A 16,325-nucleotide genomic window follows, 5' to 3' on the forward strand; every position below is an offset into this window, starting at 1 on the left:
AAAGCGCCGCTCGCTATTTCAGTATCCAAACTATCGCGTCGTGATGCTGCATTTTCTTATTTTGAGAAAATGCCTCTATTTTATTTTTCCCTTTTTTAAGCTTGACATCAAACAACCAATGACAGCTGTTTACCCCGGTATGGCCCTTTATCGGCTTTCCGTTTATTTTGAGCATGGGTTTTACGTTGGCAAATACCTGAACAGTCGTTTGCGCCTGCGTGCGGACACTATCCCGCCGGTTGGCGATATAGATCATCGGTTCTGGATTCCAGTTGGCCTTATACCAGTAAAAAGCGTCTTTCTTCCTTTTTCGATCGAACGTGACCAATCCCTTTAAATTGCGGGCCTTCAAGCCACCCCTGTTCCAGTAAGGTGTGGAAAATTCGAACATATTCCACAGATAAGATGCCAGTAAATAGGGATGTTTCTGAATAATGGCCCATTGCTGAATATGGGTTTCGGTTTGATAATTTTCAGGAGAAAACTGTCCGTTGACAGGGTCTATACTTTTTGTTTCCGGTAAAAATTCTGAACTCTGATCGATGTTTCCATCCGCCCCATATTCTGTCAACATCACTTTATAATCAGGATATTTTGCCTGCAGCTCGGTGGCCCAGGGATCCAGGTCTTTGATGCCGCCTTCATACCATCCATAGTAGCGATTCATTCCCTGCACATCGCCCGCCAGGTTTTCGCCGCGCTCCATCGTTCCATATCCGTTTACAGAAACCGTGGGACGATACGGATCATTGGTTTTAGCTATATCATTGAGCTGCCTCGTTAGCACCGGCACAAAGTCATCCTTTGTTTTCGTATATACTTCGTTGTGCATGCCCCATATATAAATCGAAGGATGATTCCTGTTTTGGCGCACCAATTCAATCATTTGCTGTTTGGCATTTTCTGACTCCTGCAGCGTCACCTTATTCACAAAGGGAATTTCTGCCCAAATCAAAAAACCCAACGAATCGGCCAGGGAATAAATATGCTCTGACTGCTGATAATGTGCCAACCGGATAGTTGTGGCGCCCATTTCTTTGATCAACAGCATATCTTCTTTTTCTTGCTCAGGCGATAGCGCGTTTCCATACTGCCAGCGGTCCTGATGGCGGGTGACGCCATACATATTATATTTTTCGCCGTTTAAAAACACGCCCTTCCCTGCTACCAATTCAATCTTCTTCAACCCCAGCGGTTGTGCTACTTTATCAATTTCTTTGTCACCCTGCCACAGCGATACCGTTAATTGGTATAAATAAGGATCTTTGACACCGTTCCATAAATGCGGATTTTGAAGCGTTATATTTTCATCAACGTAAGTGACGCCTTGCGGACTGACAGTGATATCTTTTTGAGTTTCCGACACTATTTTTCCATGCGCATCAGCAATCGCAGTTTTCACAGTCAACTGCTGATGGCAGATGCGCCGGTTCTCCAGTTTTACTTTTACTTCAACTTCGGCGCTTTCCGCATCGACTTGTTTTTGAATGATCTGAACACCGGGCGATGCATAATCCGTCACTGCAATATTAACCGGCGAAGTAACGATTAACGCTGCCGGCCGGTAAATACCTCCGTAAATGGGAAACAGAAAATGATTGACAGGAATAATATCAGGAACGGCTTTGTTATTTGTTTTTATTAGAATTTGATTCGCAGTTCCTTGTTTTACAACATTTGTTATTTCAAAGGAGAAGGCTGCGTACCCGCCTTTATGTTGGGTCAGGAACTTTCCATTCACGTATACGGTAGCCACCTGGCCTACGCCGCCAAACCTAAGATACAAGCGCTTTCCCTCCATTGCTTTTGTTACTGAAAAATCAGTTTTATAAAACCCATCTCCAGTATAGAAATCTTTATCCAGCTGCATATCAGTGGCATTATAAGTATGCGGCAATGTTACGGGCTCCCACCGACCGTTTACCGTATCTTTCGTGAATTGCCAACCGCTGTTGAACGGCTCCACCACCCTGCTGTTTTGGGCAAATAACCCTCCTAAGCAAATAAAATTTGCTGCAAATAATAAGACCTTTTTTCTCATGGTAAAATTTAAAACGAACTACTACTACTATGTTTTGGCTTTTTCGTACTGCACGCCCGACTTGCCTTCGTTATCAGACAACTCTAAAACGATAACTTTAGGTGTGGCCGGCTGGCTTTTCAAATGAATATAAAATTCGCTGCCGGAACTACTTTTATGAACCTCTTCGGGTGTATAACTGTTCGAATTATTATCTAAATCATACAATTTGCTAATGCCTTTGCCTGCCGGCAATTTTAGATTGATGGCCCCTTTTACCGGGGAATTGAAAACAACGAGATAATATTTTTCGGCATTCCTGTTTTTAGTAATATAACCCCACTCTGGCTTTTCGAAACCTGCGTAAGTTGCATCATAAATAGCAGCAGCATTGACTTTCATCCATTGCCCGATTTCTTTTGCGAGCCTGGTTTCTTCGGGGCGAATAAGGCCTTTGCCATCCGGCCCGAAATTGAGCACAAAGTTCCCGGCGAGCGACACCGACCGCACCATCATTTCTATCAGCTCCGTGCTCGTTTTCACGTGGCCCAACCACTTGGAATGATAACCCCATTGGTTTTCTGGTATCGTCATTACGCAATCCCAGTCGTTGCCGTGCACATCTTCAATAGTGTTGGGAAGTTTACGCTCCCAACCTTGCTCGTAATCACCCATCAAATCGCCGTTTGTATCAAAATGGCGGCGTCCATATTCATCTGCCCTAAAGCGGCTGCCAATGATCAGCCCGGGGATCATCGCCCTGAGCTCCTTTTCCAGTGAATCGGCAAAACCGGCTTGCTGAACCCATGCCGCATCCCAGGTACCATCAAACCATAATCCCTTTGTTTGCGGATATAAAGTGAGCAATTCTTTAAGCTGATTGGCCGTAAATGTTTTAAACGATTCGTATTCCTTTTTATCTTCCGCAGTCTTGAGGGAAACCCGATAACCCGGATGATTCCAGTCGATCACAGAAAAATACAGGTACACGTCGATGCCTTCGTTGGTATATGCTTCGACTACTTCTTTTACAATATCCTTTTTATAAGAGGTGGCTGCTATGGTATAATTCGTGTATTTGCTGGGCCACATGCAAAAACCGTCATGATGTTTGGTGGTAAAGATGACGTACCGGGCGCCCATTTCCTTTGCCTGCCGCGCCCAGGCTTTAGCGTCAAATTGGGAAGGATTAAATTCCTTATACAAATTATCATAGGCATCCTTGGGCATTTCTTTCCAGGAACGGATCCATTCTGCAGCGCCCGGATAGATTTTTCCATTCCAATGGCCGCCGGTAAGCGCATAAACACCCCAGTGAATAAACTGTCCTAACCCATAATTCCGCCAGCGTTCCATCATGGCATCCTGCCGCTGCCCGAGACGATGCGTACCATATTTAAGATAAATGGAACTACGATGCGGCGCCGCTGGCGGAACCTGGGCCGTAGCAGCAACACTCATACCAATTAAAATCCAAAGGAACAGTTTTCTCATCTGTCTATTTTTTTTGTTTTAATTTTAGATGCTGCTATGGGCAGCCAAAGGAATTCACTCAATCGTCAAACTTTCCGAAAAATACCGACAACCAGATCATATTATATATTATCCCAAACCGTTGTATTTCCAAACCGGGACAAGCCATAGAATCGACTTTCAAAGCGGAGGTCTGAATCACGCGATTTTGAACACCGTGTTACTCGATAATTCAACTCCGATTTGTGTACAACAATAGTACAATTATTATCAACTGCCGGGGGTGAAAATCCTTTCTAAAAAGGTAGAAAATCCATTAATTTGCTGCAAGTGAAGGTGAAAATAAACATCTGGCAAAAAAAATTAATTTGTGTTTATCGCTGCCTGGTGGTAGTTTTTTTTATTACTTGGTGTACTTGTGTCGCCGCGCAAAAGCCGATTTTTAATCAACTCACCAGCGAACAGGGCCTTTCGCAAAATACGGTGCTGGCAATCGGCCAGGATGCGCAGGGTTTCATTTGGCTGGGCACCCGCCACGGCCTTAACAGGTATGACGGATACCAGGTCAAGACCTTCATCCACGAGAAAGACGATCCAAATTCTATTTCCGATAATTATATCAATGCGATCTGCTATGATAAAAACAGCGGGCTTTGGGTAGGCACCGAGCGCGGCCTCAACCTTTACAATCCATTGAAAGATCATTTTCGCCGGTTTCCACTTTCACCCACCATTCCAAATGCCATTATCAGCGCTATTGTGCCCGGCGATAAAAATTTTGTATGGGTGGCCAGCAAAAGAGGTTTATTCAGAATTGATCACAAAACGGGAAAATCGGTAAGCGCTTCAGCACTGGGTTTGCTAACTGAAGCAGAAAACCAAAATATCCGCACGGTTTTTATCGATTCACAAAAAAATATGTGGATTGCGTTGCAAAAAAAGGTTGTTTGCGTAAAGAAAGACCGAAGGTCAAAAACCATCTTCAGGTCAGTAAAAAGCGACCCTTCTTCATTAAGCGATGAAGTGGTCACTGCTTTTTATGAAGACAGCGAAAAAAATTTATGGTTGGGGACGTTGAACGGCCTTAACCTTTATAACCCGGCTTCCGCGACGTTTACGCATTATAACAATCAACCAGGCAATCCGCTGTCGCTGGGCAACAATAACGTCCGGGCCATTACTGAAAACAGAAAAGGCGATTTATGGATTGCCACTCTTGATGGTTTATCCGTTATGGACAAAGCGACCAAACGGTTTACCACCCACAGATTTGATGTCAACGACCCTCGGAGCCTCAGCCAAAATTCACTCCATAGCCTTTTTACGGATGACCGGGGATCGATCTGGATCGGAACTTTTTATGGCGGTGTTAATATGGTTTACAATGACCAGTTGGTCGCCCCAATGGTATTTGACACCTATCGATACCCCAGGATCAGCAGTAATATTATCGGCTCGATCGCTGTTGACGTGAAAAACAACCTGTGGATCGGCACCGAAGGCGGCGGTTTAAATTATCTAAACCGCGCAACGGGAGAAATTTCAAGGTATTCCTCCGACTTGCGGGGATCAGGTTTATTATCTTCAAACCTGGTAAAAAAAATTTTCATCGACCGCCAGCAAAATGTGTGGGTGGGAACGCATGGCGGAGCAATCAATGTGATGTATGCTGGCGAGACGAAATTCCGTCAGGTGTTGCCCACGCTTCCTTTTTTAAAGAACCGGCATTCAGAAGTTGTCGCTCTTACGGAAGACGACGATGGTTTGATCTGGATTGGCGCGCATACCGGTTTGTTTGCCTTTGAACGGCAGGGAACGCAGCTTCAGCCGGCGCATTTTCAACATGCCTTAAATTTCTTCGATCAGAAAAATATCAGCGCTCTATTAAAAGAAGCTGAGCAACATATTTTTATAGGCACTTTAAACGGGCTTTTTCTTTTTGATAAAGAGAGAAGAAAGGTTGAAGAAATAGCAATCAGGAATGGGAACAAAAATATTAATTGCCTTTATAAAGACAGCAAAGGCACCATTTGGCTAGGCCTTTATTACGGTGGACTGGCTCGCTATCACCCGGATCAAAAGGCGGTGTTTCCTGTCGAAAATATGGAACTGCCCAACCAGAATGTTGTAGGCATTTTAGAAGACCATCAACAAAACATTTGGATAAGCACAGGAAATGGTTTGGTGAAGTATCACCCGGCCACGCAATCCATTAAAGTTTATACAAAAAGTGACGGACTTCCGGGCAACGAGTTTAATTACAATGCCTTTTATAAAAACAACAACGGAGAAATGTTTTTTGGCGGCACTTCCGGGCTCATCTCATTTTTTCCAGACAAGATAAAAGAAAACCAAACGGCAGCGCCGCTGGTGTTTACCGGCCTTAGGGTTTTGAACTCCAATATCAGAAAACAAGACGCACCCGATGCTTTAAAAACCGATATCAACTACGTACATCAAATTCGATTGAAATATGGTCAAAATACTTTTTCGATCAGCTTCGCACTACTCAATTTTATCAAATCAAACAAAAATATATATGCTTATAAAATTGATGGCATACACCAGGACTGGATTAAAAGTAAAACACCTGTGGCTACATTTACCAACCTGGCCCCGGGCAGTTATAAACTTTTGATTAGAGGCGCCAACAACGACGGCATCTGGAGCAATGCACGGCCACTCAATATTGTAATTTTGCCTCCAATTTGGCAAACCTGGTGGGCCTATTTATTGTATGCGGCGGCCGCCCTTCTCATTATCTTTTTTATTGTTCGTTTCTTTTATCTGCGCGCCTTGCTGGCACGCGATCACGAATTGCATGAATTAAAACTGAATTTTTTCACCAATATATCGCACGAGATCAGAACGCATTTAACGCTGATCCAGGCGCCGGTTGAAGGTATGGAACGCGACCACAAAGAAAACCCGGGACTGATGCGGCAGGTGGCTCATTTAAAAAATAATACGGAAAGGCTTTTGCATTTGGTAACCGAGCTTATGGATTTTAGAAAAGCGGAAACCAACAGCCTTACGCTTCATGTTGGAAAATATAATCTGGTGAGCTTTCTCAACACGGTATTCGAAACCTTTGAAGATTTATCGCTAGAGCGAAATATTCAAAGCGGCTTCGCCCATACAGAAAACGATATTTCATTATACTTCGATGGGGAACAAATGGCCAAGGTCGTTTATAATTTATTGATGAATGCTTATAAGTTTACACCCGACGGGGGCATGGTAAACATGGCTGTGGAAGACAAAAAAGAAAAAGTGATGATTCATATCACTGATAATGGCAAAGGCATTGAGCCTCACAACATCGACAAGTTGTTTACCAATTTCTTTCAGGCTGAAGACAGCCAAAATTCGGGATATGGCATTGGTTTGGCCCTTTCCAAATCGATTGTAACGCTGCATAGCGGCAGCCTTACGGTAAAAAGCACGCCGGCCACGAATATCAGTGAAGGATACACGCGATTTACCATCACGCTGTTAAAAGGCAAGGATCATTTTAGCCCAGGCCAGATGGTCACCGAAAAAATGGCGACGCAATGGAGACAGCCACCGCCACGCCCAGCGTCTCCGATTGCCGGGCTTTCAAAGGTGGAGCAGGAAATAGCGTCTCAATACCAGGTGCTGGTTGTTGAAGATATGGCGTCACTAAGAGATCTATTAAACGACACGCTAACGCAGTTGGGCTACCACGTAATGCTGTGTAAAAACGGCGTTGAAGGCTGGGAAGCGGCGACCACTTCTATTCCGGATATTATTATCAGCGATGTGATGATGCCTGAAATGGACGGCTTTACGCTGTGCAACAAACTAAAAAATGATGTACGCAGCAGTCATATTCCTGTTATTTTATTAACTGCAAAAAGTACGCAGGGCGATCATATTGAAGGACTGGGAACAGGCGCGGATATTTATTTAACGAAACCCTTTAGCACGAAGGTGCTGGCTTTAAGTGTAAAAAACCTATTAGCGGCACGCGAAAAAATGCGTTCTAAATTCACCAATGAGTTTACGGTGAGCCCGTCGAACACCGTGGTTGAATTTGCTGAAAAAGAATTTCTGGAAAAACTGATCGCCACTATTGAAGCGCACGTGGATGAGCCCGAATTTGGGGTTGAAGCCCTCGCGTCAAAAATTGCAATGAGCCAAAGCGTGCTTTATAAAAAGCTGCGGGCGGTGGCGGATATGTCTGTAAACGAATTCATCAAAACGATTCGATTGAAACGGGCGGCACAGTTGCTGGAAAGCCAACAATACCATGTTTCAGAAATTAGCCTGATGGTTGGCTTCTACGATTCGAAATATTTTAGCCGCGAATTTAAGAAGCAGTTTGGCGTTACGCCCAGCACCTATAGCCGCTCTGCGCGCCAAAATCCTTCCTGAGTATTACAAAATTCACGCGCTATAAATAAAGCCTGCAATTTGAAGTTGCAGGCTTTACGATCAATGATTCCGTCAATTATTAATATCCATTTGGTTTGATAAATTCCGGGTTCGCATCGATAGCTTGTTGAGGAATCGGGAACACGGTTTTATCACCCGCATCTGCTGCCTTATCCCACCAGGCTTCGCCAAACCTGTTCCATCTGATCAGATCAGGACGGCGATGACGCTCGCCGATGAACTCACGGCCCAATTCATCCACAAATTCATCGTCGGTAAGTTTAGCGATATTGGCTGCGTAGCTTTGTGCGGGCCAATCAGCAGCCGAGAAGTTACGTTTTTTCACAGCATCTATTAAAGTGGCGGCGCCAGGTTTATCCCCTGCTCTGTATTTACATTCGGCGAGTGCATAATATATTTCCGCCAACCTGATCTCGGGTGCTGAATTTGCCATGAATAAACCAGCAGTGCGTTGCAGCCACGGAAACTTGAGCAATCTTACCCCGGAATTTTCCTCTCCGGTCGTAACATGAGACCCTTCAGACCATCTGCCACCAGGCTTTTCGGAAAAACGCCCTACCTGATCCACAAATTTAAGCGGCTTGCCACTATACTCTTCTGAACCATTAATCATCCTGGTGCTGTCGTAGCCATAACCTCTCAGGGCATCATAGCGATACAATTGGCCAATGATGAAAAAGCCTTCATAGTCACCCGAGGCAGACGTGGTACGGAAACTTTGCTTTCTTTTGTCGGTAGCGGCATACTTCTCATAGGGCTTACCCAGTTTAAAGTCATACAAATTACCATCCAGATCTCTGGAAGGTGTCATATGGATGCCGTTCCAGGAACCCCAATCGTTATCCAATGCATCTCTCATGGCATAATGCTGATGCGCATTGTACATCCATCCGAAATTATACAGATCTAATTTGTGAGGAAATTCAAAAATGTTTTCAGGAGAACGATAGCCTGCCACACCCGAACGGAAAGGGCCGCGATAATCGGGATCGATCGAGTAGTTTCCATATTTACCGTCGATGATGTCCTGCGCCCAAGTGGCGCATTCGGTATATTTGGGAGTGCCAATCCATTTTTCAGCATTGAGATACAGCCTTACCAGCAGCGCAGCAGCGCCCGCCTGATCCCACCGGCCTACCGATGCATTTTTTGGCAGGTTCGGAATGGCTTCTGTTAATTCCTTCTCGATATAAGCGAATACTTCCTGGGGTTCTGACTGTGGCTTTGATTCGCCGGGATTTTCGATAATTGGTACTTTGCGGAAGAAATCCAATAAGAAAAGATAAAACCATGCTCTTAACACACGAGTTTCGGAAAGGAAACGTGTTTTATCCGCCTCTGTTAAGCCAATGCTCGCAAAATCCACATTCTGTATATCATTTCCGATCACGAGCGTTTGCATAATCCCCTGATAAGGGCCCACCCATGAACCATTTATTTGCCCTTGTCTCACTTCCCAGTTGTGGCCGTGTAAGCGCACCCACTGCCCGTCATCATAGCCGTGCCTTCCTTTTTGGGTCCATACAAACTGATCGGCAGTAAGCTCCTGTAGCAGCCAGCGATCGCCGTCCCACCCGCACCAGTGGCCATGTTCATAAATGCGGACCAACGCACGTGTGATGGCATTTTCATCCGTGTAATACCCTTCGGCCGGAAGCTGGCTGAAAAGCTCTTCATCGAGTTTTGTACAGGAAGCCATGCCAAGACATGCTACTACTAAACTCAGTAAAAATATTTTAGACTTTTTCATCTGTTTGTTTTTTATTTTTTGCAACATGAATTTGTTTATATCACCTTGCCTAATCGATTCTTTTGATAACTATCTACTTTGATTAGTTAGAAATTTAACTGAAGGCCCAACGTGAAGGAACGGGTAATGGGGTAAAGATCTAACGAACCGATACCAGGCTCAAGCCCCGTTACATTAGTAGCTGCCGGGTCAAGTCCGCTGTATTTGGTAATAGTAAACACATTTCTAACGGTGCCATAAACCCTAAGGCTGCTGATTCTGTATTTCTCCCTGTTCATACTGGCGGTCCAACCCAAAGTGATATTATCCATTCTTAAATAATTACCGTTTTCGAGGAAGTAATCGGTGATTACTTTTGGCGAAGTGATATGACCGTTCCTGTCAAAGGCATCCTTAAGAAGGTTGATATCGCTTTGTGCCTGTAAGCCATAATACATCTGGTAGAGATTCAGTATCTGATATTTGAATTTACCGCGTAAAAACAACGACAGGTCGATATTTTTATACGCGATATTATGTCCCCAAGCTGCTTCATATTTTGGCATACCGTTGCCGATGATAGTTTTGTCGCTTTCACCGCCCTGGTCTGACCGGATTTTTTCTCCGTTCACCTGCGCGTCTTTCCAGATCAACATCTTTCCTTCCTCATCTACACCGGCATATTTAAAGCCCCAGAAGTTTCCGATTTCAAAACCTTCACGCAACATAAATGCGGGCCCGGGATTACCAGGAGAAGGCAGGTTATACAGGGTTCGCTGATCAGCCTGAAACTTATCGTTAGAAAATTGATCCATTCTCGATTTATTATAAGAACCGGTAAGGTTGGTGCTGTAAGTGAAGTCTTCGGTTTGTACTGCATTCCAGTTCAGTGCAAGTTCTACACCCCGGTTACTTTGTGTACCCACGTTCACCCACATCCGTTCGTGTAAATAGGGAGGAACAGGCACCTGGTAATCGTTGATCAGATCGCTACCTTTTCTATAATAAAAATCAATGCTACCGCTCAGCTTGTTTTTCAAAATGGCGAAATCCAATCCCAGATCGTAGGCAATTTGTCTTTCCCATCTGAGGTCGGGATTATAGTTGTTGCCCGGGCCAAATACGCGCACCCATTGACCAGCGCTGTTCAGATACATCCCATAGGGACTGTAAACAGACAGGGCAGTGTAACGCGCAAAACCCGAACGGCCGGTAACACCGTAAGAGAATCTCAACTTCAGATCATCAAAAACGTCACTTCCGTCCATAAATTGTTCTTTGGTAATTCTCCAGGCGACGGAAGCTGCAGGAAAGAAACCCCATTTATTGGTAGGACCGAATTTGGTATTGCCTTCATATCTGCCCGAAAGGGTTAGATAATAACGCTGATCATAATTGTACATCGCCCTGGCTAAAAATGCAATATTTTTTTCCTTGCTTCTGCCGGAGCCCATGATATCATTGAAATTCACAGGCTGCCCGTTGTTCCAGTCTCCCTGACCTATATTATTATATTGGAAATAATCGCTGGGAAACCGCCTGTTGGTAATAAATGAGTTGTTATTATTAAACTCCTGATAGTTATAACCGGCAACCGCTTGTATGTCATGGTTATCAAAACGCTTTGCGTAGTTTCCTAACCACTCCAAATTATAGTCGCTCCATTTTTCATTTTCGATGCGCGCCCTTCCAATATAATTTCCTTGTACAGATTCTACTGATTTAGCATTCCAATATCCCTCATATAAGCGCGTATGCCCCTGCCGGGTAAAATTCAAAACCGTGTTCAGGTCTTTGGTCAAATGGAGCTTAATGTTCAGATCGATAATATTATATTCGTGCTCGGCGCCGGAAATGCGTGTGAGCAGGTCTTGCACCGGATTGTATGTATCATAACCTTCCAAAGTATTATACATCATTGGGTCATCGGGATCCATCACGGGGATGGTGGGGTTAAGATTAACCGCCTGCTTGAATGCACCGTAATTCGTGTAATCTTCCTGCGCATTACGATAGGAGAAATTACCACCGATTTCCAGCATACCGTCCAACGCCTTTTGCAGGAAGTTGGCTCTCAATCCGTACTCCTTTCTATCCGTTGCAATGTCGATCCCCTGTTTGGTTCGATAGTTTCCGGATATCCTGAAATTTGAGTTTTCGCTACCGCCGCTGGCAGACAGGTAGTGATTTTGACCAACATTGTTTTTCCTGATCAATTCGTCATACCAATCAGTAACGGCGCCAAAATCCGTCCCTCTGTCTCTTTCCAGGAACTCCTGTGCAGAAAGCACATCCGGCTTTTTAGCTACTACGTCATGATCCACAAATCCATCATAATTAAGAATCACTCTTCCTGCCTTTCCTTTTTTTGTCTGAACAAGGATGACACCACCAGCACCGCGGCTACCATAAATGGCTGCCGAACCGGCGTCCTTCAAAACGGTAATTGATTCAATATCCTGTTGGGAAAGATTGCGTAAATCTCCACCCGGCATTCCATCAATCACCACCAGCGGGCCGTTTCCTGCTGCGAAAGAACCAGCGCCCCTTACCTGCAGACTCACACCCGCATTGGGGTCGCCCACGGCTGTTTGAGAAACAGTTACACCGGCTACCTTACCGTCAACCAGCTGCATCGGGTTGTTGACCGCACCCTGCAAAAAGTCTTTGCTGCTTACACTCACGGCCGCCGTGGTTAAATCCTGCTTTCGGGCGGTACCATAACCAATTACAACGATCTCATCGAGATTGGTCTGCGCCGCCGAAACAGTTAGTTTGATAGTATCTAACGCCGTTCGGCCATTCAAAGGCTCTTCGCGGCTGGTAAATCCTACCGAGCTAAATACTAAGGTGGCGTTTGTGTTCGAAACACCGATCAGGAATTTACCCTGAGCGTCAGAAACAACTGCGGTGGTTGTTCCTTTTTCAATAATGGTAGCGCCGGGAATAGGGTCGCCCGCCATTGATGCCACAATACCCGACACCTGGACCGGCCCACCCTGCTGCGCGCGGGTCACACCAAAACAAAAAAGAACAAGCGCAGAAAAAACGATTTTTCGCAACGCATTGCGAAACGAGCCCGAAGGCCGTTGAGCTTTTCTCATCATACGACTTAAATTATAAGTGGGTTAAAAAAGTTCTCATGTATACAATCTTCCTGCTCCTTTTAGTAAGCAGTGGCAAATCTGTATTTAATCCAACTAAAAAATAATGCTGACTTTTTATACAGCAAGCGATTCTATAAACAACGTTTTAATTTAATAATTGCAGAGCAGCAAATAAGCAATGCTTTCTCGATTAGCTTTCGTACAAATAATGTACCGATTTTACAATGCGTTAGCTACAATAGCGTCTTCTAAAGTGAAAGTACAGATTAGGCTGGAAAGTGCAAAAATATTTTTGATTTATTTTATGGCGGGAATATTTTGTGGTTGATTGGTGCTCAATGGTTTGCCAAACTGAGGCATGCCATCTTTGGTCCAGGTAAACTTTTGCGCACGGGGTGTGCGATGTCCGCCACAACCCTGATGTGGCGCGGAGTTGGCGTGATAAAGAATCCAGTCTTCTTTTCCATCGGGCGACTTAAAAAACGAATTATGGCCCGCAGCATACACCCCGTTTTCCGGGGCTGCTTCGAACACCGGCTCCGGGCTTTTTTTCCAGTTGGCCGCTTTTAAAAGATCTTGATTCGCATCAATGGTCAACATTCCTAAAGTATAAAAATCTGTCCAACATCCGCTTGCAGAATAGACAATAAAAATTTTGTTTTTATGTTTTAAAAATTGAGGGCCTTCGTTTACGTTTACCTGCGTGGGTGTTTCGTGTGGCAGGTGCCCGTGCGTTTCCCATTTAAATTCAGGACTGGAAATTTTTACGCGCGGGCTTTCTATCGTCCAGGGATTTGACATGCTCGCGATGTAAATATTTTGCTGGCCATTAAAATCGCCTTCCCAACCCGACCAGGACATGTATAATTTTCCTTTATGCTCAAACACATCGCCGTCAATCGCCCATTTATCGGTAGCGTCCGCAACTTTTCCTTTAAACACCCACTCGCCCTCCATGGGATCGGCAGCGGCATTTTCTATGACATACATTCTGTGGTTTCGGTTATTCCCATCATCTGCGGCGAAATACATATACCATTTCCCTCTTAAAAATAAAATTTCCGGGGCCCACAGTTCTTTGGAATAAGCCGTGTTGGGCGGCGGCGTCCAAATGGTTTTCCGTTGTGCCGTTTTTAGGTCAGCCAGGTTTTTGGTTTTCCATAAAACAAGGCGATTGCCAGTGGTATGCGTATAATAATAATATCCATCCTTATAAAAACTGAAAGGATCGGCGCCCGAGGGCAATAAGGGATTGGTAAAAGTTATGTCCGGCTGATTTATCTTAGCAGAAGGATTACAAGCTGTCAAAAAAAGCGTTGCTGCAAAAAACAAAAAGTACGTTGATCTCATGAATGCTATTTGAGAAAATTGTTTAGTGGACATATTAGTTGGCTTTCTCTAAAAACTTAAAAGTATCTGGTAATATAATGAGCCGATCCGGCTGTTTGCCTCCCTGCTTTTCAAAAGCAACCTGAACCATCGCTGTTTTGCGAGGCGCTACCGATTGCTCGCTTTGATGCGTATGAAACACATACCACATCGTTCCCGTACTATCTTTTAAAATATCGCCGTGGCCAGTTCCTGAATATTTCAAATTTTTGCGGGAAATGATCGGATTGGAATTCGATTTCTTCCAGGGGCCCAAAAGCGACGAAGCGGTAGCATAGCCTACGGCATAGTCTGGATTTCGAAAATCGTTGGCTGAATAAATCAAATAATAAAATCCGCCATGCTTTAATAAAGTAGGCCCTTCAGCCACTTTCCAGTTTGCGTTTTGGGTATCCTCCCATCCTGCTTCCGCATCGATACAGGCTTTTAACGATGCTGGTTTTATAGAAGAAAAATCCTCGCTCATTTCGGCAACAAAAATGCGATTGCCTTTTTGCAGCCTGACATGATAAAGATAAATAACACCCGAGGGATCGATCCAGACAAAAGGGTCGATCATCCTTATATTGCTGTCGATCGGAACTTTAGCTTTTTGTTTAAAAGGGCCTAAGGGCGTATCTGCTTGCGAAATGGCTATATGTTCACTCGCCGTGTAGGCCATATAATATTTACCCTGATGCTTAAAAACCTGCGGCGCCCAAAAACCTCTTGTCCCGTAATTATCATTCTTTGTCAACGCAAAGCCTTTGTCCGTCCAGACCTTCTTATCGGTCGATGTAAACACTTTAAAGCCCTGATCTTTAGCGCCGCCGCCAGTTCCATATAAATAGTAAATACCATTGTCGACAAAAATGGTAGGATCGGCAACAAGCGGATTTTTCTTACCACCGCCCTGCGCAAAAACATTTGAAATCATTGGCAAACAAAGCCATACTACTATGCCTATAAGCACCGGCCACCTTCGTTGAAAATACATTCTTTATAAAAGTTTAAAGGGCTTCAAATACTTTACAGCTTTCCGGTCATCTTTTTGATAAAATCAACTTCCTCTTGTTTGTAAGGCGTTCCATCATTTCTGAAAATATCATGAAACCAAAGCGGCGGTTCGGCTGTGTACTTTTTTGTCCAGCTATCCCAGGGATAAATAGTTTGCGACTTTCCGTCAACAAAACCCCAATTAATCATAGCAACTTTATTTGCTTTGGCAACCGGCAGTGAACTTTGAAACGTGCTTCCATTGGGCCTTGCCATATATTCGGTACAAAACAAGGGTTTATGATACCGCTGCAATTGATTTATCTTTTTAGACAAAGTGGCTGAATCGTCGTAACAATGAAAGGAAATCACATCAGACTCTTCAAGCTGTAATTTTTCTAATGGTTTTAGAGTGCTATCACTTTCCCAGTTTCCGGCCCAAACCCCTGAAGTGAGCGGCTGGCTTGGATTTGCAGCTCTCGCCCATTCAAAAGTTTTTTTGAGCAGCGGCAACACCAATGCGACCTTATCGGGCGTTTCTACTTTTTCGTAAGAAGGACCGGTCATATTATCAGGTTCGTTCCATACGTCCCACATGATGATGCGATCGTCTTTGGCGAACCTACCCACGAAAGCTTTCACGTAGGACTCCATCATACCATACTGCGTTGAATCTTTCAAAATTTCCTGCCCCGGACTTTGCACCCACCCAGAATTGTGCACATAAGGCTGCGGTGCGCGCTGCTTACCGGCTTTAGGAAACGGATCCCAGCAGGAATCAAAAATGGTAAACAATATTTTAATGCCATGCTTTTCGGCAATTTGTAAAAATTGATCAACACGGCTGTAAAATCCTTCTTCATCGTGCTGCCAAACCAGGTTGTGTAGATAAACCCGCATCACGTTCATACCGATTGATTCCGCTAAGGCCAGTTCTCTATCAATAGTGGCTGTGTCGAAGGTTGCGGCCTGCCACATCTCCAACTGGTTGATCGCCGAGCTCGGCAGAAAATTAGCCCCTACATACCAGGGCTGGGCGCGATACCAGTCATTTGCTTTTTCTGAAGACCAGATGGTGCGCGTCGCCGCGTCTTCCGTCGCTGCTGCATCACTGGTGTTTGAAGTGGAGTTGTTACAAGCCCACCCAAGAGCCGCCATAAACAATACTATGATTATATTTTTTTTCATCCGTAAATTTTTATGTTTTATGAGT

The 16,325-nt window shown here is 44.5% G+C and carries 8 protein-coding genes; 1 reads left to right on the top strand and 7 read right to left on the bottom strand.

Going from position 1 to position 16,325, the window contains the following annotated elements; genetic code table 11:
• Nucleotides 1-13: 13 nt before the first annotated feature.
• Both ABDK00_RS10675 and ABDK00_RS10680 read right to left on the bottom strand, forming a co-directional pair.
• The gene (locus ABDK00_RS10675) at nucleotides 14-2,041 is read right to left on the bottom strand and encodes a glycoside hydrolase family 2 protein (protein ID WP_346239192.1); all 2,028 of its coding nucleotides are present in this window, start codon (nucleotides 2,039-2,041) and stop codon (nucleotides 14-16) included.
• A gap of 27 nt (nucleotides 2,042-2,068) precedes the next feature.
• The gene (locus tag ABDK00_RS10680) at nucleotides 2,069-3,514 is read right to left on the bottom strand and encodes an alpha-L-fucosidase (RefSeq protein WP_346239193.1); all 1,446 of its coding nucleotides are present in this window, start codon (nucleotides 3,512-3,514) and stop codon (nucleotides 2,069-2,071) included.
• Between the two features lie 309 nt (nucleotides 3,515-3,823).
• On the opposite strand from ABDK00_RS10680, the gene ABDK00_RS10685 reads away from it, so the two are divergent.
• Nucleotides 3,824-7,891, top strand: coding sequence for a two-component regulator propeller domain-containing protein (locus ABDK00_RS10685; RefSeq protein WP_346239194.1), 4,068 nt, complete (start codon nucleotides 3,824-3,826; stop codon nucleotides 7,889-7,891).
• A gap of 79 nt (nucleotides 7,892-7,970) precedes the next feature.
• On the opposite strand, the gene ABDK00_RS10690 is transcribed toward ABDK00_RS10685, so the two are convergent.
• From ABDK00_RS10690 to ABDK00_RS10710, 5 genes are all read right to left on the bottom strand, one after another.
• Entirely contained in the window at nucleotides 7,971-9,662 is a 1,692-nt protein-coding gene (locus tag ABDK00_RS10690) for a RagB/SusD family nutrient uptake outer membrane protein (RefSeq protein ID WP_346239195.1), read from the bottom strand.
• Between the two features lie 86 nt (nucleotides 9,663-9,748).
• Nucleotides 9,749-12,748, bottom strand: coding sequence for a SusC/RagA family TonB-linked outer membrane protein (locus ABDK00_RS10695; protein ID WP_346239196.1), 3,000 nt, complete (start codon nucleotides 12,746-12,748; stop codon nucleotides 9,749-9,751).
• A 297-nt stretch (nucleotides 12,749-13,045) separates the two neighbouring features.
• Nucleotides 13,046-14,098, bottom strand: coding sequence for a glycoside hydrolase family 43 protein (locus ABDK00_RS10700; RefSeq protein WP_346239197.1), 1,053 nt, complete (start codon nucleotides 14,096-14,098; stop codon nucleotides 13,046-13,048).
• A 34-nt stretch (nucleotides 14,099-14,132) separates the two neighbouring features.
• Nucleotides 14,133-15,113: a glycoside hydrolase family 43 protein gene (locus tag ABDK00_RS10705; protein WP_346239198.1), complete on the bottom strand. Its 981-nt coding sequence runs from the start codon at nucleotides 15,111-15,113 to the stop codon at nucleotides 14,133-14,135.
• A 32-nt stretch (nucleotides 15,114-15,145) separates the two neighbouring features.
• Complete coding sequence (locus ABDK00_RS10710) at nucleotides 15,146-16,300, bottom strand: 1,4-beta-xylanase (RefSeq protein ID WP_346239199.1); 1,155 nt, start codon at nucleotides 16,298-16,300, stop codon at nucleotides 15,146-15,148.
• Nucleotides 16,301-16,325 lie beyond the last annotated feature (25 nt).

It is taken from the genome of Niabella insulisoli, assembly GCF_039652435.2.
GTDB lineage: Bacteria > Bacteroidota > Bacteroidia > Chitinophagales > Chitinophagaceae > Niabella > Niabella insulamsoli.